Raw genomic sequence first — 20,454 nt, forward strand, 5'->3', positions numbered from 1 at the left:
CTTGAAACGCTCTCCCTGGTAATGGGAATATATTATGCTTCTGTACCTATAACCTTCTTTACCATTTCCTCAAATTCATCAAAACTAAAAGGTTTCTTCAGCGCCCCCCGGAAGCCGTAGTCTTTGTAGTGTTCTATCACCGGTTTATCCACGTAGCCCGAGGCAATGATGACCCTGACGGATGGATATTCCTTCAGCAGCTCTTCCATGGCCAACTGCCCGCCCATACCATGGCGTACCGTAAGGTCCAGAATCACCAGGTCAAAAGGGTTGTTCAAGAGAAGGGCCTCTTTGTAGCGGTCAATGGCTTCCTGGCCATCTCCGGTTTCTGTCACCTCGTACCCCAGCCGTTCCAGAAAGGCCCGTTCCAATGCACGGACATGTATCTCATCTTCCATAATGAGCACCCGGTTCGGGGAAAAAGGCTCCGTTTGCTTTGTCTTCGCCTTGTGCGCCTTCTCAACCAGTACCGGGAGGTAGAGGGTGAATGTGGTTCCTTCCCCTGGTCGGGATGTGGCAGCAATATGACCATCGTGTTTCTTGAGAACTGAATAACAGACTGACAGGCCCAACCCCACCCCCTTATTGGCCCCCATACCTTTTGTGGTAAAGTAGGGATCAAAGATACGGAGAAGGTTTTCTTCGGCGATCCCCGTACCTTTATCGGCAAAGATTATTCTGAGGTATAATCCTTCCTTTAACGGGAGGCCATCTGAAGATTGTACCTTTGTATTGTGCGCCTGTATTGTGAGGGTTCCCCCTTCGGGCATGGCCTCAATGGCATTCATGGCAAGGTTATAAAAAACCTGCCTGATCTGGTTTTCATCCACTGCGACGGGATACGGGTCCTTTTCAATGTCAAAGGTGACCAGAATACCGGTTCTTTTGACCATCTTCCGTACTATTTCCTGAAGAACTTCCGAAACATCACTTATCTGCTTGATGGGAAAGCCTCCTTTTGAGAAGGTGATAAGACGGCTGGTAAGATTCTTCGTCTGTTCGGCAGATTGCAAAGCGGCCCGGAGGAGGGGGTATGATGTATGATCCGCCGGCAGCCCCATCATTGCCAGTTGAACATTCCCCAGGACAACCGTCATGAGGTTGTTGAAATCATGGGCAATGCCTCCGGCAAGGATGCCTGTTGAAATCATGGGCAATGCCTCCGGCAAGGATGCCAAGGGATTCCATCTTTTGGGCACGGAGAAGTTCCTCCTCCACCTGTTTCTTCTCGGTGATATCTGTCACCATTGTGAGAAAGTAATCTTCGTTGGCGATTTTTATTCTTGTTGAGTTAAACAATCCATACCTTACTTCTCCCCCCTTTATCCTCATTTGTAACTCAAGGTTTTCCACGTATCCCTTTTTGTTGAGTTCATTCAGAAAAAGGGCTCTCTGCTCCGGTGTTATATATTCAACACCAGTAGAGGTATTTCCAATCAGTTCCTCTCGTTTAAGACCCATAATCTTCGAGAATGTCTCGTTTACATCGGTATATCTGCCTTCCCTGATTGTCGTTATGGCCATAGGGACTGGGCTTTTCAGGAAAGCTACTGCAAACTTCTCTTCGCTTTCCTGGAGCTTTTCCTCTACCTGTATATGTTCTGCTTCTGATTGTTCCAGTTCTTTGATTCTCTGTTTTAAGGAGGGTATCTCTTCGATTAATCCTGGATATGTTCTGGATGGGTCTTTCATCTGATGGCCCCTCTATGGTGATAAATAGTGCCGAGATCTTTCAGAATATTAAGAATATTATAGTAGATATGTAGCTGTGTCAACGCATATCCATGCGAAACACAATAAATAACTATGGATTTAGATGTCTTCGCAGTCAGGGCCTGCCGGAACACCCCCCGGCGCCTGCAACCTGCCCCTGGTCCTCCCTTGTCTCTGCCTCCTCTATGGGCAAAAGTTGCCCTAAGTCCATGATCAGATATCGCGAGGGGTCCAGGTTGAGCTTCTCTATCTTCCTTCTTAATTCGAGTACGGGATAGCCAGGTGGTTCGGCGCTGATCTGAAACGTTCCCCAATGGGTGGGAATGAAGTATTTTGCATTAAGTTCCCGAAATGCGTCCAGCGCCTCGTCCACATTCATGTGGGCATAATACATGAAAGTCCGCGGATTAAGGGACGTAGTAGGAAGAATGGCATAGGTGATGCGGGGGAACACCTTTCCATATTCTTTGTAGCCCGCGAAATATCCGCTATCGCCTCCGAAGTAAATTGTCATTTCAGGCGTCAGAATCATATAGCTCGCCCAGAGAGTCCTGTTGGTGCCTTGAGTCAGCCGTCTCGACCAATGCTGGGCAGGGAGACAGACAATCGTAACGCCGTGCCCTAAGTTGGCGTGCTGCCACCAATCCATTTCTTCCACATGATTTTTGCCCATTTCTTCCACATATGGTTTGAGACCCATAGGCACAATGACTTTGGAAGCATCCGAAAGGGCCTTGATGCTCGGGACGTCCAGGTGGTCGTAATGATTGTGTGAAATGAGCACGTTCACCTCAGGGGCGATCTCGTTCACTTCCTCTGCGGTGATGGCGGGAGGAGTCACACGTTTGGGAAGTAATGCCCTCTCGGAGAAAATAGGGTCCGTGAGAATATAGAGGCCCCGAAGGCGTATGAGAAACGTCGAGTGGCCGATCCAGGCGATGAAGTCGCCGGAAGGCATCGCCTTTATCCGCTCTTTGAGACCGGGGATAAAACCGGGTTTGAAGTCCTTCTCTTCCTGAGTATATCGCGTGCGTTCCGAGATGGACATCTTGAGGAACCTTATGAGGCTGCCTTGTGTCCGATCCATCCATGGATTAAAATACCTCCCTTCGTGGAAATGCGACCCGTAAAGGCCGGCCGGCTCTTCCTCTTCAACGCTTTGCCTCCAACCTGCCTCGTCGAAAGATGTGGGATAATGGACACAGGAGAAAAGACAGAAGAGGAGGATAAGCGCAAGGACTTGTATGCGGGGTCTTGGATTCATTCAGTTTAATTATACCTGCTTTACCATGAATTGATCAAGTGGCCAGTACTTGACGGGATCGCCTGTGCCACTTCCTGTCTGCCAAGAGGCTTCATGAGGGATTGCCTAATAACCGCTTCCTTTGCTTTACGGCCTATACGCAATAACTTCGCTTACAAGTCAAGCGCATAGACTTAATTCCATGACTACCGAGTACGGATTAAAAGGGAGTGCGACATTGTCAAAAACCAGCGGACATAGTAATTTTCATTTCACGCCATCAACTTGGTGCGTACAAATTTAATATGCATGCGTAATTCATAGAATTGATCTGCGAACGAGACCGGCATTTTCATCCTGCTCACCGCTTCTTCGATATTGTCGAGTTTTTCAATTAAAGCTTTGCGCCTATCCGGTGTCAGTTGTGCCCCGATATCCCGCTCCATCATCATCAGTGCACGGTACCATCGAGAAATGCGCGACTTGTAGCGCCACTTGTATACGGCCGGTATGAGCCGTAATCCTGGCAGAAGCAGCACGAGCATAGGCACAAGCACTACTACGATGCGATTCACATGGCTGGCGAACACAAATGGCAGATAGCGGTAGAAGAAGCTCTTTCCCGATTTATAGAATCGACTCGCGTCGTCGCTTATCCGGATCTCCTGCTCGATCGGTGCGGGGAATTCGCCCCTGCGCTTGATAAGCCCGGGGCCAGAGTGTACTTCGTGCGCAGCGTCGAGTAATAAATCGGAGATAGCCGGACACAGGTTCTCCCGGGCAATCAATTCAACCGTCGGCGCAAGCAGATAGAAATCCTGGGCAGGTATGTCCTTTCCGAAATCTACGGACCCCCTTGGAAGGGTGATCTTATTCAGGTAAGAGATGCGTCGCGTATAAGCGTCAGCCTGGGTAAAGTCGAAGAGCTTGATGCCAGGCGTAAACAGAAGCTGGCGTATAAGCTTTGTTGATACAGAATCACCCATCAGAAACACTGCATCAACCTTGCCGTTTAGAATCGCTTCCGCTGCTTTGTCGGAGTCCATCTCAAGCAGTTTTGTAGGACCTCCCGGTTTTATGCCGTTGCCTGCGAGCAATGCGAGCGAAAGGGTGTGTGTTCCGCTGCCGATCTCGCCTACTGCCACTCTCTTGCCCATTAACTGCGACAGGAGTTTAATATTTGCCCCGCTCCTGTAAAAGACAAAAAGTGGTTCGTATGAAATGCTGCCCAGAGAAACAAGCTTGTCGGTTTTTATCCCTTTATTTACTCCGCCCTGCACGAATCCTATATCCACCTTTGACGAAGGATCAGCCAGCCTCCTGATATTGCCGACAGAGCCCTCAGACGGAAGTATCCTGAGCGTTATGCCGTCTCGCCCAAGTATCTTGGCATATCTTTCCGCTATCTTGTGGAACTGGCTTCCATCAGGCCCGCTGGTTATGGTGATGGTGTTGGGCGGCGCAAGGTAATAAAACAGGAATATGCCGAGCGCGAGAACTACAAAAATCAAGATAATTGCGCTTAATACAGCAGAGCGTCCAAGCCCGAAAAATTCTGCGAGCATAAACTGGAGTTTGATGAAACCTAATTTTTGATTCATTTTCATGGCCTACACCTCTTCAGATGAGTACTTCTTCCGCCCAAACGTGTAGGGGGGCATAGGGGACGGTAAATAAATATCCTGCTAAGAGTTATTCCCATGCGCCACCTTTTTCTTTATTATCCTCCAATCCCAAATGCTTTACAAGGTGAAATCTATCAATTACCGTTTGAAGCCTTAAATGTTTTGAAGATTACTAAATCTTTCCCGAGTCAAGCACGTATTGATACATGTCCCTATATTTTTGAAGGTACACAGTATCGAACTTTACTGTCCCGATTACCAGCGGATGGGCTTCGCCGTTGTCCGTTACGGGAATGATGAAGGACATACATCCCGCGCTATGACCCGGAGTGGCAACAATCTGGAAGGTCGTATTGCCCACCTTAATCTTCATTCCATCGGTCAGATAAATCATAGACAAGGAAAAACCTATATTTTCCATTCGTATCACAAAGAATTACCGGGCTGTAGATATTCAGCGCGGTACTTGCTGAAAAAATTATAAAATTTGAGTAATTTAGTGTATAATTAGCCCATATATGTCACAGGAATTGACCATCCTCATTATTACTGCAGCTTCAATCGGTTTTTTTCATACATTACTGGGGCCGGATCATTATATCCCCTTTATTGTCTTTGCAAAAGCACGAAAATGGTCCATTATCAAGACAACATGGATTACCTTTCTCTGCGGCGTTGGTCATATCGGAAGCTCTGTTTTGCTGGGCTTTATAGGAATTGCCGTGGGAGTTGCCGTTACAAGGCTGGAGTTTATAGAATCTTTCAGGGGCAATATCGCTGCATGGGCCTTAATTGCGTTTGGTTTTATGTATTTTGTCTGGGGATTGCGAAGGGCATTCAGGAACCGTCCCCATGAACACGCGCACGAACATATAGACGGAGATGCCCATGTTCACGAGCATACGCATTTCCACGGCCACGTTCACATCCATGATGAGAAGGAAACAAAAAATCTTACACCGTGGATCCTTTTCACGATTTTTGTGTTCGGGCCCTGTGAACCGTTAATACCCATCGTCATGTACCCTGCCGCAAAAAACAGTTTCTGGGGTGTACTGCTGGTGACAACGGTTTTTGGAGGGGTAACAATTCTCACAATGCTCGGTATCGTTCTCGTTTCAGTCCTCGGCATACAATTCATTCCCATGACCAAGCTCGAACGGTATAACCACGCCCTTGCAGGCGCCACAATATTCCTTTGCGGGATAGCAATACAATTATTCGGGATATAAAAAAGGGGCGCGTGCCCTACCCTACTCTGCCTTCTTCCATGTTTTGTCAGGATTAAACGCCTTCATTGCCTGAACGTTCTTTGACGTATTTTTACCAAGGTCCTTCTGGTAAACTATACCGTCTTTATTTACGATGAAGGTCATGACGCCCGAATTACCGTATTGTGCAGGATATGCCACCAGTGCAAACCCGCCGATCATCTTGCCGTTGGCTACATAACTGTATGCCCCTCCCGGAGCATCTTCTCCCTGTTCTTTCAGAATTTTGTAGTAATACCCATGAAAAGGAACCGGCTTGCTCTTGCCATCTTTTGGAAAGTATCCTTCTTTTGCTGCGCCTGCCATGAAGACCCCCAGCGGGCTTTTTTCCTCGCCTTCTTTTGTCTCCCAGTATAGACCATCCTTTTTCCCCGGCGCGCTCAGAAGCTTCTGGGCATATTCAAATAATCCGTCGCCATCGTAATCCCTGGGTGCATATTCCAGTTGTGCATCGACGCAGGTCTTACAAACCTGGATGACGTTTAACTCATTCTTGCCGATCCTCCGTTGAAGAATCTCCTCTTTACCGGCCTTCGTATCGAAACGCCAGCTATTGCCCTTTTTCACAACCGGAATGGGCATGGGCCAGTCATCGTTACCTACATAGAGTATCGCTTTATTACCATTGACGGTCTCCAGCCTGTTTTTTTCCTCATATGTCTTGATAAAATTATCACGTCCGGCCTTATCAGCTACCTCATCACCGGAAAAAACAAGGGTTTTGCTGTCAGGACCAAAAATTATCGTCAACTCTCTGGCATTGTTCGCTTTTATTGCACTAACCATAGCCTTAACTGCTTCATCGGGAGATTTGAAGGTCTTCTGCTTTGGGGTTTTGGCAGAAACAGGGCAACTGAAGATTAATGCAGCCATGATAACGGCAAAGGTTATTACAAAACCAAAACGATATGCCAAAATGCTCTTTACTTTCGAGGTTACATGCGTCATATTCTTTTCCTCCTCAGGTGGTTTTTGATGGGTAATCATATATAACTCCTTATCAACGGCGACCGCCACCACGACTGAATCCACCCCCGCTGCTCCTTTCCGCTCCTCCGCCAGCCCTTTCAGAACCCATGCTCTGACTGCTTGCACGGCCACGGTCGCTCTCCATCTTTGCCTCGCTGCCACCGCGGTTCATACCATCGAAGGCGCCGGCAGATCCTTGTCGGCTGTCTCTCTGCTGGCTCTGCGCTTGAGTACCCTTACGATCCTGCATGCCCTGGCGGTCAGCGGCCTGAGCGGACCTTCCCCTGTCATCCGGGGCATGTCCCCTGTAATCATTTCTTGCATCTGTATTGCCCCCCCGGCCGGGTTGTCCGTATTTCTGCTGTGTATTGCTGTCTCTATAGGCAACACCCTTCCGATGGTCCGGGTCGTGCTGCCATTCGCCATGGCCACCACCACCTATTTTATTGGCATAATTATTCCGGTTAATATTATTATTGATAGAATTGTTCTGGTTGACATTAACATTCACGTTGCCATGATTCCAGTTGGCGCCTCCCCAGGCATAACCCCAGGCTGCACCAACCGCAACACCGAGCCCGAAAGATACGGCACTGGCGCCTATCACAGCGCCCGGCGGATAATAAGGATAAGGCGGGTATGCTGGGTACATCCATGGTCCATAAACAACTACAGGATCATAGGCAGGCACATAGATTACCTGGGGGCTTGCCGGCTCAATAATAATTGTCTGCGCCTGTGTGGTAACCTTCTGTTGATCCGTGCTTTTTAACATACCCTGTGCCTGGGCCTTTGCCCTGAGCTTCTGCACAGTATCCATTACACTCTTTTCCTGGACCAGAAATGCATCTCCCAGTTTCTGCGTCCATTCAAGCTTGTCATTCATCATTGCCAGAACTGACGGAAAGTTTATGAGCGATTTGACACTGGGATCCCAGTTCTGTTTTTCAAGGGCTGCCGTCAACCGATCCCCCTTAAGGTTCTGGTTTGTCTTTGCCCAGCGGGCCGCTTCAACAATCTCAAGCGGATAGGTAGATGCCATAAAGATCTGCACCAGCAGTGAATCAGGGTAAAGAGCTATCGGCGCGAGCATCTGTTCCAGCTCTTCCTGCTTGAACTGAGGGGCTGCCGGTGGCGCCGTATTCTGGGCAAAAGCCCCGAAGGGTATTGCCAGGAGTAAAACAAGGCCCCACAACAATGTCTGAATAGATACCTTTTTTATCATGATTTTCCTCTCTTTCTATTTATGGGGCTTGCGCCTGTCCCCGTAAGGGGGTCGCCCCCTCCAACGGCAAAGCCGTATGGAGCCTCCCCCTCTCGTTCGCGGTGCTCACTAATTATTGCCATTTATGGGGCTTGCGCCTGTCCCCGTAAGGGGGTCGCCCCCTCCAACGGCAAAGCCGCGACCCGCAAGCGGGTGCCCCGGCCTCCCCCTCTCGTTCGCGGTGCTCACTGGTTACCATGTTCTACTTCACTGCCTTCTTCAGTGCTGCCCGAAGTTCCTCAGAGCCCTTATTGCTCACTTTCTTCTCTACAATGATTTCTACAGGGCTCGCTCCTTTACCGTAATACGCTTTATTGAGGCTCTCCCTCACGCCCAGCACTGAACCTTCAAAATTCAGTCCCGCATATAGACCTTTAGATTTGGCAAAGGAAATAATGTCAGCAGTTACAGCACCTTTAGCTCCTGCGCCTACGGGTCCAACAGCTATTGACGTATCTCCGCCAAGCTTAACAGACGATGTAAAAAGGGAATCAACCGCCTTTTGACTCATAACCATCATGATAACCTCTGCCGATTCACCGCCAATCTGAAGTCCGAAGCTTACCGAGCCAATGGTATAAAAGGCAGGTTCGTTCCAATTGCCAGTTTTCGCATCTTTTACAACAAGAATACCGGTCCCGCCGGAACCACCGAGGATAAAACCTGCCTTGAGTACCTGCGGATAGATAAGAAGTCCTTTCGCATTTTTCAGATTATTCCTGAACCATGAAAAATCTTTGTCTCTTGCCATGCTGGTAAACGTAACCTTTGACCTGTCAACGATATCCTGAGCATCGTCGATATCTGCTGACATAATCGGAATTGCAGTAGTAAAAAATAGAGCTGCGGCGAGCAAGGTTGAAACTAAATATAGACTTACCGATGATCTTTTCTGGCTTTTAATTTTCATTGTAAATCCTCCTTTGTATTATTAACATTACCACCAATTACAACAAATTACCAACAATTACAAAATTAGCCCTTGACCCCTCGAACCCTTACAGTTTCACCTTTCACCTTTCACCTTTATCATCCGCCCTCCCCTTCTAATCAAATTCGAATTTATAATACAGGTCAACGCCGGTTTGTATACCGGTTTTGCTCTCCACCTCGAGACGCTTTGAAAAGGAGTATCTGGCGGTAAAAAGATACTCATCAGTAAACAATGATCGGCCATACGCAACGTAAAGCCCCGGTGCGATGTATTTTCCTACTGTTGCGAGTGATTTTGTCATTGTTGAGCTTCCCGGGCTTGAGCCTGCGGTGCTTGTCCAGAAACTTCCCGTTGAGCCCACTAAGCCTGTTCCGGTCGTGCCTCCTGTGCCGGTCCCGCCAATAGTTTTCGTCTCCACTCCAAGGGTATCAATGCCAATCTTATGCATCAATTGATTCTGTGCAGAACCAACCTTATTGCCGACGAGAAAGGCACCGGCGCCCTGTAGCAGGAGTGATGTCTGGCTTGTCTCACCTTCAACCTTTAAGGGTCTGCCGAGGACAATATAGGAAAGAATATCCTGCTCCGGCATAAAGGGCTCTGAATACAATTTTACAAGAGGAGATTTCGGTGTTCCTGTTACTGTTATGCCTGCCTTTATCTCATCGAACCTGCCGGGATTAACTTTTCTGAGCGCCATAATGTCAAGGGATGCAAGTTCAACCGGCCTGCCTCCGAAAACAATGCTGCCCCTGGTGACATCGAGTTTGGCCCCATAGGCGTTATAATGTCCCCTGACAATCCTGATCTGGCCATCACCAATAATCCTGTCAATGTTCTGTCCTGAAAGGAGCACCTTTCCGTCTAATTGTATCTCAATCCCCGGTCCTCTGATCTGCACCTGGTTACCCAGGCTGATCGATATTTGTGTGTCAAAATCGAATGGAAGCGGGTGTTTGACTTTTTGAGGTGCATCAACAATGATTATGTCAGGGCTTGTGCGTTTCACCTCTCTGCCCTCACCATAACGTATCAATGCCTCAGGCACTTCTATTGATCCCCGTAATAATACCCGTTTAGTGTCACCCTCGAAATTAAGATCAGGATTAACCCATACCTGAATTTCCGGCACATAAATCGCCTGAAATCTTTTACCGTTAAGATTCCCTTTATAACGGACAATTTTTGAGTCTTTCAGCCAGATCGTTGCAGATCCCTGAATGTTCCCCTGCCCCGAATAAGCCTGAAACGAAGCAATATTGATATGGTCCTGCGCTAATTCAGCCTCCATCCCCATATCTTTAATATGGATTCCTGCCGTAGGAAGAAAGGCGCCAGCCTTTTCAAGTCGCAACCATCCTTTATAATCCGGAGTTTGCCAGGTACCGGAACCAGCTACATGGAAGCTTACCTGTCCCTGAGTCTCTTCAATAAGCCCCGGAAAGATAGCACTTACCACACCTTTTTCCCGAATCCTGCCGCTGCTCTCAAACTTCATAGGGCCATTCGGCTCGATTTTAGCTGGAAGACGTGCCTGCACTGGAAATTGAAACATACCCTTTACGTGTCCATAACTTGGCAGTACAAAAACAAGATTACCCTTCAGCACAGACTCTTTCCATACGAAGTTCAGATCGACCTTTTCAGTGGAAACAGTAATTAACCCTTCTTTTCTTTTCCACAAAAACTGGCCGTTCGAGATCTTCAATTCGCCTGTTGTCTCAAACCTTGATCCGGGCATGAGTTTGCCGGATAACGTTCCCGATAATTGCCCCTTTGTATCTATTGACTCCGGCAACCATGGCTTAAAAATACTTATATCGATATTCTGCCATGTACCCGACAACTCTCCCGAGTCCGGCATTTCGGAACGTGCCGGTTGGTTTGATGTAAACCGTGTCCGGATACTGCCTCCACCGTCAAAACCTGCATCAAATAACGAAGTGAGACCCTTTTCGTCCCATTTCAATGAAGCATCGGCTTTAGCGATCCGGATTGCAAGAGGACCACTGGTAAAACTACCATTCATTGTGGCATTTCCTGTCATTTTCACCTTGCTGTTCTGAAGCCATTCACTCTCAAAAGAACCGGAAAAACTGCCTGAAATATTCAATTTGTTCAGCAAGGGATTAATCCGGGAAAGGTTCAGATTTTGCCACTTTGTCCTCACATATCCACGAAGCGGCTCAAAATTGAGAGAGACTTCAGCATCCAGTCTTTCCGAGGCGCTACCAGTTAAAGAGAAAGAGCCGACGCTGAAATGTCCGGCGCCTATTTTTAATGGACAAGAACTTGCAAGACTGAATGGACCGTAATGTGCGTCTACCCCGGCAAGCTGAGTAATGGCGCCCTCCCAGGCATCATTCATATAGCCGCCTGCCAACGAAGCCTTAACCTTGTTGTCCTGCCAGATTGATATTATTTGAATGGTGTGCTGATGAACTTTGCCGTTTACGTTGATTCCCAATGAGCCGGTTTTCACGTCTCCATAGCTGAGATTGTTCGCTTTTATCCTTGCAAAAATGCTGTTCTCGCGGTTGCCATCCAGCTCGGCTTCTATATCTGCAGAACCTATTCTTACCTTTCCCGAGGAAATTGAATACCCATTGCCTTTCAATGTACCTGCAAGTTTCCCTTTTTGCCAGCGCGCCCATCCACGAGCCGAAAAGCGCCCCTTTGAATCTGGTATAAGCCCTGCAAGATCACTTATCCGTGCCTCATAATTAAGGCGCTCCTCCAGAATACCGCTCGCAGAAAGATCAAAGCCGTCGCCGCGAAGATGTAATGCATCAAGATGCAAAATGCCGTTGCGCCAGTTTGCATCGACTCGTCCGCCCATCGAAAAGCTCCGCTGGAATCTGCGTTAACCTTCCCCTTCCATTCAGGAATTATTTTAGAAGGGTTGAGGTCCCTGCCCTTCAAGCCTCCTGTGAGATAAAAACCACGAATCCAGGACATCTGCAGGAATCCCTCAAGGGTTCCATCAAGGAAACCTCCGCTAATTTCTTTTAATTGTATTTGGCTTGAATCACCTTCAAAAGCGCTATTAAGACTAATATTCTTCCATGTATTATCTTCATTTCTGATATTAATTCCCCCTTTGTAATGTCTGGGGTTGCCCTTTACGTGCATGTTACCGGAAAAGGATGTTTTTATGTTCAATTCTTTTGAAAGGTTAATATGGGAAAGTTTAAGCTGCAAATCAAAAATCGATTCGTTAGAAGCAAAATCCAGCATACCATCAATGTGTGCCTCTCCCTGCCGCCCCTTTTCAGTAAGGAGCATTTCCTTAAATTTAATGGTGTTATTTGTTATGGCAATATTGCCCTTCAAATAAAGAAGGTCTTTGCTGCCTGACATCGCTGTAACGGTAATGGGTCCTGAAACATGTTCATGGTTCTGCGCCGGCTTTAACTTTATGCTAACAAGAAGGCTTTCAACAGTTCCAACAGGCTCCTGCGCTATTAATTTTACGTTAGCTGATAATGCAGGGCGGACAAATCCTGCACCTGCACTCCCCTCCAGCTTTCCGAAGGGCAACTCTATTGCTGCGTCTTTCACGGTAAGGGTGCCAAAACGCCAGAGTATCTCTCCCTGGAAATTCCCTGTTCTTGACTTTTCTTTGTCCTTTGAATAGAAGACCATCCTGTCAAAAGAGAGATTTTTTATACGCCCGCTTACCAATGAAAGCCATCCCGGAACCTTTGGCCACACGATGTCCACCAACGCATCGGGATTAAGGTCAACTATCGAAACATCCTGGAATACCGCTTTTTTAAATACTACAGTCCCTGCAGTAAGGTAGGCCGGCTGTAACGAAACCTCCATGGTTTTTACCCTGATTTCCCATCCCGGGAAATTGACCTTTATTCCCTCGATTCTGAGATTATCTGTCAGGGTGCCCGTTACCCTTCCAATGTCAATTTTCGCAGAAATAAACCGTGTTATCACTGTGAGCACAAAATGGTTGCCTTTGCTTGTGCCGACCATCCATCCTATTATTGAAGTAACACAAAGAATAATGGCGGCGATTACAGAAAGGATGATCCAGCGCTTCACCTGTAAATACCCCCCCAGAAAATTCCAAATCCCAAGCACCAAATCCCAAACAAATTCAAATTTCCAAAAGTACACCTGCCTGCCGGCAGGCAGGAATGTTCAAAACAGAACCTGTCATTGGGATTTATTCTCATCATTATATCCTGATCCCTATAGTAAAATGTATCCGGAAATCCGGATTGCTCACACCAATCTGACGTGCAAGATCAAGATTCATGGAGCCTATCGGTGTGTAGTAGCGAATTCCTACTCCTGCGCCCTGCGCAAGGTCCATATTGTTGAAATTGTTAAAGGCATTTCCTGTATCGTAAAAGGCTGCCACACCCCAGTTGGAACCAATAGCCCTCTCCAGTTCAAAATTTCCTACGAGCATATGCTTCCCACCGATCACATCCCCGTAAGCATCAGTGGGCCCCAGGGATTTGTATGCATATCCCCTGACGCTGCGGTCACCACCTGCAAAAAACCGGAGAGAAATAGGGAGATCTTCTGTTGATTCGCAGATAAATGTTGTTCCCAGACGCCCCCTCACAAGAAAGGAAAAACGGCCGGGCAAACTTACAATCATCTCTCCGCTTGTCAGATACTGGGCAAAGCTTGTGGATGAACCCAGCACTTCGTTGGTCCCTCGTAATTCCAGGTCATAGTAGTATCCTTTTGTCGGACGCATGAGGTTGTCGTATTGCCGGCTTGAATAGCGGACTCCCGGCAAGACGATAAAGGCGTTCGTTGTTTGGTCGCCTGCCCAGGAATTTTCTTTTTGCATCCTCAAGTATAACGATCCTAATCGTTCATGACCCAAAGTCCGCACATGCTCCCCTTCCAGCGATATGACGTTAGTTGTCTGGTCGGAAAGGTTTTCACGTTGAAGCCCGAATGTGAATAAGGTAAAGCTTTTAAAATCTTTTTTGTCAGGAAGAATATACCGGGCTGCAAAACCCTGGAGTTTTTCGCTCAGCCTTATCTCTGTTTCAAATTTATGCCCTGAAGCGAGAAAATTAAAATCGTTATAAATTAATGTACCCCTTACCCCCGTATCCGTCCCATATCCGAGGCCAAATTTAAACCGTTTTGGTGGGGATGAAAAAAGTTTAATTTCAATAGGCACACGACTATCCTTAGCCTCTTCTTTTAATGGGTTTATCGTTACTTCCTTAAAACGGTCAGCACTGATAAGATTAAATTGTGTATTGGCAATTTTTTCATAGGAAAAAACGTCACCTGATTTGAAATCAAGGAAACGTTCAAGAAAAGCTACCGGGTAGAGAGGCATACCCACAAAGTTAACATCTCCAAAGCGGTATTGTGGACCTGTTTGAAAAACGAGATTAATTTCTGACGATAATGTGTCCAGGGCAATCTTAATGGTATGTATAGAAAAATCGGCATCAAGATAACCAAGGGCAATTGCTTTGCTCTTTGTCAATCCTTTTATCTCTTCGTACTTATCTTGCCGGAGGATATCTCCTTTATGCAGGGGGAACCGGTCAACAAATTCAGTAAGCGCCGGCTCGCGCGAACCGGCGCCCTCGATATATATTGACACTTTATCAATATATACAGGGTCGCCTTTCGTTACATTGACATGCAACTCATACGGACCTTTTTCAGGCGTTTCCATTGCAACAGAGATATCCGGTTTGTAATACCCGAAAACTTCGAGGGCATCTCTTACCTTTTCGGGTATCTGACGCTCAAAGCGTGTCAACCATGTCATATCTACTTTTCCATCTTTTATTAAACCTTCAGGGAGTTTCAGTGCAGTTTTGACGTTTTGAAGTTCTTCGCCTGATAGCCCGTCAATTGTAACTGTTACTAATGCCGGTTCATCGGCAGCATATGATAATGTTGCAAAGATACATATACAGAGAACAATAATGTTCCGCTTCAGCAATATAGAAATGCCTCCATCCCGGATTAACATAATTATTACGAATTACGAATATGGTTGAAAGTCCGTCATATTATGAGAGCCCTTGATTCCATGATGAAAATTTTATCATACCAATGCATGAATTACCAATAATATAGCGGATGGCAGGGCAGACAGCAGGAACTGAACACCAAAAACAAAAAAATCATTATGATAATTTACACTTTTAGATATATTATACCTATCCAGATAAGGACTGCTGCGAATACTATTAAGTAAGTAAATAGAAACTATACAATCAGGGAAAAATTGAAAATGTTCGAGACACGAAACTTATTGAAATCATTAAGTGCGCCTGTCGTGACTCGAACACGAAACCTACAGATTAGAAGTCTGTTGCTCTATCCTGATTGAGCTACAGGCGCATGAGATTTGTAATTATAGTTATTTTCCTTTACCATTTCAAGATAATCATTGCATCAGAGAAAAAAAGAGTTTGGAAGGCGGAAGGATAAAATAGCTGAAAATATGGTGGCTTCTTTCATTATACTATTGCAAAAAAAGTAAATGAAGGTTATCTTTTTAAAGTCTACGATATGAATGATTCCGTCAGGAATGAGTTTTCCATAAAATAATGAGGTGAAGAATGGGTAGTGTTTTAAAATGGAGAAAAAAGAAAATCAGAAAACACAAATATAGAAAATTAAGAAAAAGAACGAGACACCAGCGGAGAAAGTAAAGATCGCATAATCTTCATATTTTCTTCGTCCATATTGCCCATCTTTGGGGTTTCCATGATGCCGTAAAGATGGGCAACCCTTTTGCCCCCTTACCTATGTGCCGGTGTCTGTCCACATTGCTGTCAAGCATTTTGTTTATTGAGCTTGCTGTCATTTTGATACCGGTTTCCACTCCTTTCTCTCCCATGACCGAGGGTTTTTAACGAATATCCGTATCACACCGTAGTGTAATCTTTTCGATTCCCTTAATGTCCATTCAAAGCCTTTTGAAATTGAAATATGGGAACCTGTCTTCCTGTTGCATAAAAGATATTGCATAAAATGCTTGCAAATAATACAGGAAAAATGCAGAATAGTTGCATTATGGCTAAAGAGACAATCGGTATCATTGTTGGCGGCGGTCCGGCACCCGGAATCAACGGGGTCATAAGTTCTGCAACTATAGAGGCTATCAATCAGGGAAAAACAGTGCTCGGAATTATGGGTGGGTTCAAAAACCTCTTCGAAGGTAACGTGAACTGCGTTTTGCCCCTCACCATTGAAGACGTATCAAGACTGCATGCAACGGGCGGCTCAATACTGCGAACATCTCGCGATGCCCCCGAAAATGCAAAAGAGAAATTTAAGATACTCATGGCAACGCTAAAGAAATTAGGTATAAAGTACCTTATTACCATAGGTGGCGAAGGTACTTGCTTCATGGCAAAATGGATAGAGATGGAAGGCAGGGGATCAGTAAATGTTGTGCATACACCAAAAACCATCGACAACGATATTCCTATTCCTGGCGGTATCTCAACCTTCGGGTACCAGACAGCCCGTCATGTAGGTGTTGAGCTTGTCAGCAACATTATTGAAGATGCCCGGACTATGGGGAGATGGTATTTTATCAGCACTATGGGAAGACATACAGGCCATTTGGCCCTGGGGATCGGGAAAGCCTCAGGGGCTACAATAACACTTATCCCCGAAGAATTCCCGGAGGCTAAGGTATCGATACGCAAAGTAGCTGACATCCTTACGGGATCAATAATAAAAAGACACACCATGGGAAGAGACTATGGTGTTGTAATAATTGCTGAAGGCATCGCTGAAAGATTCGATATGGATGAGCTTGCCAAGTGTGAAAGCGTTGAGAAGGATGAAATAACCGGTAAAATAAGATTGCCCGATATACAGCTTGGCAGGGTCTTAAGAGAAGTGGTGCGAAATAACCTGCGTACAATCGGTATCGCTTCTCCTATTGTCAGCATGAATATAGGGTACGAATTAAGGGCAGCGCCTCCTATTCCATTCGATATTGAATATACGAGAAACCTTGGGTACGGGGCAGTGCGCTACCTTCTTAAGGGTGGTACCGGTGCAATGATCGTGGTATACGAGGGACGCATTATCCCTGTTCCCTTTGTTGAGATGTTTGATTCAAAGGGTCGGATAAAGATTCGAAAAGTTGATATAAATTCTGAGCTTTATGAAGTTGCAAGGAAATACATGATACGGCTTGAAAAAGAGGATTTTGAAGGAGATCGCCTTAAAAAACTTGCGGCCACGGCCAAAATGAAACCTGAGGAATTCCGCACACGATTCAATTACATAATCGAAGAACCGACCCGTTAATGCTTTATCCCAAAAGAAGAACAGTTCCTTTTACAATCAATTACTCTGTTTTACCACTTATCTCTTCAGGATTTTTTCTTGAAAAGGGTATATAGAATATTTTAATTTTCTCGCTGTCCATACCGAACAATCCGGAGAGGAATTCAAAACTGAATTTACCTTTCTCGTCTTTACATTCTATGAGAAATGCGAGTCTTGTCCTGTAATTCTCACCGTCATTTTCTGATGCTAAAAGACCGTAGAGGATATTAGCCGAAATTTTATCTTCAGTCTCAATACGTTCATAAAGAGAGAACAGCGGTCTAATAATTTTATCTGCTTCAGGCGCCCTTAGAGGCACAGGTGAAAGAACGCTGGTTCTCGTTACCCCTCCTTTTTTCCTCACTTCAAAGAAAGGCCAGACATTATAGAATATACCCTCCTCGTCTTCGATATACCGGTTTAATAATAAAACACGTTTCCTTACAAACCGCTCCTCTCCAGCATAATACTCCGATTCGTGATACCCGAAAGGCCACAGGAAACCGAACGTTTTATCCTTTTCTTTCCGTTCATTGTAGATTAAGGGAAAAATACTGTACCCTTCTGTTTCCTTGCCTTTTGTGAAGGAGAAAAAGGGCCAGAGGATATCCCATTTTTCTCTGTCAGGATTCTGCGTATGGGCATAGAATGGAAACATGATATAGTGTGTCGTCCTTGTTTTTGAGTCGTTTTCAGACCTTAAATAAAAAGGGATAGCATAGAGAGCACGGATGGGGTCATCAGTATCCAGATTTTTGTCATCCTTTGCAAAAAAGGGCCACAGGAAAAAACCTGTTTTTCTCACCCCTTTCTGCTCCCTGTATCCGGCAAGAGGCCATGCCTTAAATCCTTCAGTGTTCCCCGAATAAACAGAGAAAAAGGGCCAGAGGATGTTGTGTTTTGTGCTGCCGTCCTTTTCGATATAACTGTACAGAGGCCACATAAAGAACCCCATTTCATCCCTGCCGAATCGATCATACAATTTTCCAAAAAAAGGGAAAAATCCGAAATAACTCCCTTTCGGGGACTTGCCCCTGAATAGGAAGATAAAGGATGAGTCATTGTTTTCTTCATCGCCTTTCGACATGTAGAAAGGGACGAAGTAGGATTTGTCTTTCGTTATTTTACCGAAAGGATACAGATAGTTATATACCCCGCCGTCCACGGAGTCATAGGAAAAAAGAAGCGGGCTGATAACAAGCCGGGTATTGTTATCCTGTTTCTTGTATGAAATAAAGCTGCCGAGATAACGCTTTTCATCATTAAATTCCCACGACAGGGGCCATAATGCATGGGCTGTTACCGGAAAGAAAAAGAGTAAAAGCAGAAATTTCCACATTAAACACTAAAAGAACATACCGAATATAGTGCCAAGAATTGTAACGGGCGTCATCTCCTGGATACCTTCTGCCGCCTTCTGAACCTTTTTTACAGCCTTTTCTGTTTCAATAAACAGACTATCGTCTTTTGCCAATCTTCCCAATGTGCCTTCGCCTTTTTTAATCCCGTCTGTCAGATCTTTTATGTTTGTGATAGTTGCCTTTGCTTCGTCATATATTGCTTCGTCTTTAACGAGTTTACCGATAGTCCCCTTGCCCTGTTCGATATCGGCAGAGATGTTTTTGAGGACACTTACCGCTTCTCTGGCATCGTTATATAATTTTTCGTCTTTCACAAGTAAGCCCAACGTACCCTTCCCTGACTCAACATCTTTTACCATCAGTTTTAACCCGGACATCGTTTCATCTACATTGGAAACAACCCGGCTTATATTGCCTTTGTTTTCTTTTATAAGGTTTTTAAAGTCACCGCTGACCTCCTGAAAATTTTCAATACCCTTCCTTATGTCAATCTTCTCCTTCTCACCTATGATGCCTTTTAATTCACCCATCGTCTCACCAAAATTCTTTGCAGCTCCATTCACAGAAGCAAAGAGTTGTTCTAAATCAGGGGCTTCGGCAACATCTTGAATTCTTCCGCCCCGGGCCAATATTTTTTGATCATTTCCGGGTGTAATTTCGAGGAATTTATCCCCAAGAATGCCCTGAGATCTAATGGAAATCTTGCTGTCTACAGGGATTTTCACGCTACCCCTTATGGTGAGCGTTGCAAGGGCTTTAAAACCATCAAGTGAAATTTTTTTAATTTTTCCAATCTCCACACCTGCAATTTTAACAGGTGTTTTCACGTCAAGCCCGGTTGCATTAATAAAAACAGCGGTAAGCTCATAGCCGTGCTCACTGAAAACTCCATATTTTCCGATTCTGAATGACATATAGAACAAAATGAGTATCCCTATCAGAATCATAATGCCTACCTTTAATTCTGAAGAAACCATCCGGTTGCTCATATATCTCCCCCTGTAAAACCTGGTATTTTTGTTGCATTTAAAAATTCTTTTGTTGCTTCGTTGGTACTCCTCTTAATATCATAGGGGGTACCGTATTCAATGATCTTTCCGTTATAGAGCATTGCAACCTTGTCAGCAATTCTGAACATGCCCAGTATATCATGACTTATGACGAGATATGTTTTTTTAAAATATGTCTGAGTTTGCTTAATTAAATCCAGTATTGTGAGTGAGATAATGGGATCAAGAGCGCTTGTCGGCTCATCAAAGAGTATTATCTCAGGGTCTAATACAAGCGCCCTGGCAAGCCCCACTCTTTTTCGCATACCTCCTGAAAGCTCTGACGGCATTTTTTCTGAGGAACCTGTTAAACCAACCTGTTTTAACCTTTCCTCAACGGTGCTCATAATCTCATTTTCAGTCATTTTTGTATGCTCGCGAAGCGGAAAGGCAACATTGTCGAAAAGATCCATTGAGTCAAAAAGCGCTGCCTCCTGAAAAAGCATTCCGAATTTCATTCTTATGTTGTTCATATCTCTTTCGCTGAGGGTCGTTGTTTCCACACCATCTATCCATATTTCACCGCTATCCGGTTTGATGAGGCCTATAACATTTTTCAGCAGCACACTTTTTCCACCACCACTCTTTCCAATAATAACGGTTATCTTTCCTGCTTCCACCTCAAGATTTATCCCATCAAGCACCTTCTGCTCACCGAAACTTTTCTGTAAATTAATTATTTTTATTGCTATATTGTCCATGGCTTCCTAAAGAA

At 45.4% G+C, this 20,454-nt stretch carries 18 protein-coding genes and 1 tRNA gene; 3 read left to right on the plus strand and 16 right to left on the minus strand.

Annotated elements, in window-relative coordinates; all coding sequences use genetic code 11:
- Nucleotides 1-32: 32 nt before the first annotated feature.
- The 5 genes from NTX75_13190 to NTX75_13210 all read right to left on the minus strand — a co-directional run bounded on the left by NTX75_13190 (nucleotide 33) and on the right by NTX75_13210 (nucleotide 5,002).
- Nucleotides 33-1,151: an ATP-binding protein gene (locus NTX75_13190; GenBank protein MCX5817169.1), complete on the minus strand. Its 1,119-nt coding sequence runs from the start codon at nucleotides 1,149-1,151 to the stop codon at nucleotides 33-35.
- Complete coding sequence (locus NTX75_13195) at nucleotides 1,111-1,692, minus strand: PAS domain S-box protein (protein ID MCX5817170.1); 582 nt, start codon at nucleotides 1,690-1,692, stop codon at nucleotides 1,111-1,113. Before NTX75_13195 ends, NTX75_13190 begins: the two co-directional genes overlap by 41 nt.
- Before the next feature lie 136 nt (nucleotides 1,693-1,828).
- Entirely contained in the window at nucleotides 1,829-2,977 is a 1,149-nt protein-coding gene (locus NTX75_13200; protein MCX5817171.1) for an MBL fold metallo-hydrolase, read from the minus strand.
- Nucleotides 2,978-3,228: 251 nt separating this feature from the next.
- A complete protein-coding gene (locus NTX75_13205; GenBank protein MCX5817172.1) occupies nucleotides 3,229-4,563 on the minus strand; it encodes an ABC transporter substrate-binding protein in 1,335 nt (444 codons plus the stop codon).
- Between the two features lie 190 nt (nucleotides 4,564-4,753).
- Nucleotides 4,754-5,002: a hypothetical protein gene (locus NTX75_13210; protein MCX5817173.1), complete on the minus strand. Its 249-nt coding sequence runs from the start codon at nucleotides 5,000-5,002 to the stop codon at nucleotides 4,754-4,756.
- A 97-nt stretch (nucleotides 5,003-5,099) separates the two neighbouring features.
- Between NTX75_13210 and NTX75_13215 the strand changes: the two genes are divergently transcribed.
- Nucleotides 5,100-5,813: a sulfite exporter TauE/SafE family protein gene (locus tag NTX75_13215; protein ID MCX5817174.1), complete on the plus strand. Its 714-nt coding sequence runs from the start codon at nucleotides 5,100-5,102 to the stop codon at nucleotides 5,811-5,813.
- A 21-nt stretch (nucleotides 5,814-5,834) separates the two neighbouring features.
- On the opposite strand, the gene NTX75_13220 is transcribed toward NTX75_13215, so the two are convergent.
- The 7 genes from NTX75_13220 to NTX75_13250 all read right to left on the minus strand — a co-directional run bounded on the left by NTX75_13220 (nucleotide 5,835) and on the right by NTX75_13250 (nucleotide 15,376).
- The gene (locus tag NTX75_13220; protein MCX5817175.1) at nucleotides 5,835-6,953 is read right to left on the minus strand and encodes a DUF2950 domain-containing protein; all 1,119 of its coding nucleotides are present in this window, start codon (nucleotides 6,951-6,953) and stop codon (nucleotides 5,835-5,837) included.
- Nucleotides 6,853-8,046, minus strand: coding sequence for a DUF3300 domain-containing protein (locus NTX75_13225; protein ID MCX5817176.1), 1,194 nt, complete (start codon nucleotides 8,044-8,046; stop codon nucleotides 6,853-6,855). The genes NTX75_13220 and NTX75_13225 overlap by 101 nt, the downstream gene beginning before the upstream one ends.
- A 241-nt stretch (nucleotides 8,047-8,287) precedes the next feature.
- Nucleotides 8,288-8,995 (minus strand): lipid-binding SYLF domain-containing protein, encoded by a 708-nt coding sequence (locus NTX75_13230; protein MCX5817177.1) that lies wholly within the window; start codon nucleotides 8,993-8,995, stop codon nucleotides 8,288-8,290.
- Nucleotides 8,996-9,131: 136 nt separating this feature from the next.
- Entirely contained in the window at nucleotides 9,132-10,310 is a 1,179-nt protein-coding gene (locus tag NTX75_13235) for a translocation/assembly module TamB (GenBank protein MCX5817178.1), read from the minus strand.
- Nucleotides 10,311-11,725: 1,415 nt separating this feature from the next.
- Nucleotides 11,726-13,078, minus strand: a complete 1,353-nt coding sequence (locus NTX75_13240; GenBank protein MCX5817179.1) for a hypothetical protein — start codon at nucleotides 13,076-13,078, stop codon at nucleotides 11,726-11,728.
- A 136-nt stretch (nucleotides 13,079-13,214) separates the two neighbouring features.
- Nucleotides 13,215-14,972: an autotransporter assembly complex protein TamA gene (locus tag NTX75_13245; GenBank protein ID MCX5817180.1), complete on the minus strand. Its 1,758-nt coding sequence runs from the start codon at nucleotides 14,970-14,972 to the stop codon at nucleotides 13,215-13,217.
- A gap of 329 nt (nucleotides 14,973-15,301) precedes the next feature.
- Nucleotides 15,302-15,376, minus strand: a tRNA-Arg gene (locus NTX75_13250).
- A 221-nt stretch (nucleotides 15,377-15,597) separates the two neighbouring features.
- Here NTX75_13250 and NTX75_13255 point away from each other — a divergent pair.
- On the plus strand, nucleotides 15,598-15,690 hold the full coding sequence (locus NTX75_13255; protein MCX5817181.1) for an aurora kinase A-interacting protein: 93 nt from the start codon (nucleotides 15,598-15,600) through the stop codon (nucleotides 15,688-15,690).
- A gap of 14 nt (nucleotides 15,691-15,704) precedes the next feature.
- Here NTX75_13255 and NTX75_13260 read toward each other — a convergent pair whose 3' ends face one another.
- Nucleotides 15,705-15,863 (minus strand): hypothetical protein, encoded by a 159-nt coding sequence (locus tag NTX75_13260; GenBank protein MCX5817182.1) that lies wholly within the window; start codon nucleotides 15,861-15,863, stop codon nucleotides 15,705-15,707.
- A 191-nt stretch (nucleotides 15,864-16,054) separates the two neighbouring features.
- Here NTX75_13260 and pfp point away from each other — a divergent pair, with 191 nt between their 5' ends.
- Nucleotides 16,055-17,308, plus strand: a complete 1,254-nt coding sequence (pfp, locus tag NTX75_13265; GenBank protein MCX5817183.1) for a diphosphate--fructose-6-phosphate 1-phosphotransferase — start codon at nucleotides 16,055-16,057, stop codon at nucleotides 17,306-17,308.
- A gap of 40 nt (nucleotides 17,309-17,348) precedes the next feature.
- Here the strand turns inward: pfp and NTX75_13270 are convergent, their stop codons facing one another.
- Genes NTX75_13270 through NTX75_13280 form a run of 3 tightly spaced genes read right to left on the minus strand, consistent with a single transcriptional unit; the run spans nucleotide 17,349 to nucleotide 20,440 of the window.
- The gene (locus NTX75_13270) at nucleotides 17,349-18,668 is read right to left on the minus strand and encodes a hypothetical protein (GenBank protein MCX5817184.1); all 1,320 of its coding nucleotides are present in this window, start codon (nucleotides 18,666-18,668) and stop codon (nucleotides 17,349-17,351) included.
- Between the two features lie 6 nt (nucleotides 18,669-18,674).
- The gene (locus NTX75_13275) at nucleotides 18,675-19,679 is read right to left on the minus strand and encodes an MlaD family protein (GenBank protein MCX5817185.1); all 1,005 of its coding nucleotides are present in this window, start codon (nucleotides 19,677-19,679) and stop codon (nucleotides 18,675-18,677) included.
- Nucleotides 19,676-20,440 carry an ABC transporter ATP-binding protein gene (locus tag NTX75_13280; GenBank protein MCX5817186.1) on the minus strand — a complete coding sequence of 255 codons (765 nt, stop codon included), beginning with the start codon at nucleotides 20,438-20,440 and terminating at the stop codon, nucleotides 19,676-19,678. Before NTX75_13280 ends, NTX75_13275 begins: the two co-directional genes overlap by 4 nt.
- Nucleotides 20,441-20,454: the final 14 nt, after the last annotated feature.

It is taken from the genome of Pseudomonadota bacterium (assembly GCA_026388315.1).
Lineage (GTDB): Bacteria > Desulfobacterota > Syntrophorhabdia > Syntrophorhabdales > Syntrophorhabdaceae > MWEV01.

Excerpts from the sequence above, each read along its gene's own strand:
- NTX75_13190 (MCX5817169.1), bottom strand. The coding sequence starts at position 1,151 with ATGATTTCAACAGGCATCCTTGCCGGAGGCATTGCCCATGATTTCAAC.
- NTX75_13195 (MCX5817170.1), bottom strand. The coding sequence starts at position 1,692 with ATGAAAGACCCATCCAGAACATATCCAGGATTAATCGAAGAGATACCC.
- NTX75_13200 (MCX5817171.1), bottom strand. The coding sequence starts at position 2,977 with ATGAATCCAAGACCCCGCATACAAGTCCTTGCGCTTATCCTCCTCTTC.
- NTX75_13205 (MCX5817172.1), bottom strand. The coding sequence starts at position 4,563 with ATGAAAATGAATCAAAAATTAGGTTTCATCAAACTCCAGTTTATGCTC.
- NTX75_13210 (MCX5817173.1), bottom strand. The coding sequence starts at position 5,002 with ATGGAAAATATAGGTTTTTCCTTGTCTATGATTTATCTGACCGATGGA.
- NTX75_13215 (MCX5817174.1), top strand. The coding sequence starts at position 5,100 with ATGTCACAGGAATTGACCATCCTCATTATTACTGCAGCTTCAATCGGT.
- NTX75_13225 (MCX5817176.1), bottom strand. The coding sequence starts at position 8,046 with ATGATAAAAAAGGTATCTATTCAGACATTGTTGTGGGGCCTTGTTTTA.
- NTX75_13230 (MCX5817177.1), bottom strand. The coding sequence starts at position 8,995 with ATGAAAATTAAAAGCCAGAAAAGATCATCGGTAAGTCTATATTTAGTT.
- NTX75_13235 (MCX5817178.1), bottom strand. The coding sequence starts at position 10,310 with ATGGAGGCTGAATTAGCGCAGGACCATATCAATATTGCTTCGTTTCAG.
- NTX75_13255 (MCX5817181.1), top strand. The coding sequence starts at position 15,598 with ATGGGTAGTGTTTTAAAATGGAGAAAAAAGAAAATCAGAAAACACAAA.
- pfp (MCX5817183.1), top strand. The coding sequence starts at position 16,055 with ATGGCTAAAGAGACAATCGGTATCATTGTTGGCGGCGGTCCGGCACCC.
- NTX75_13270 (MCX5817184.1), bottom strand. The coding sequence starts at position 18,668 with ATGTGGAAATTTCTGCTTTTACTCTTTTTCTTTCCGGTAACAGCCCAT.
- NTX75_13275 (MCX5817185.1), bottom strand. The coding sequence starts at position 19,679 with ATGAGCAACCGGATGGTTTCTTCAGAATTAAAGGTAGGCATTATGATT.
- NTX75_13280 (MCX5817186.1), bottom strand. The coding sequence starts at position 20,440 with ATGGACAATATAGCAATAAAAATAATTAATTTACAGAAAAGTTTCGGT.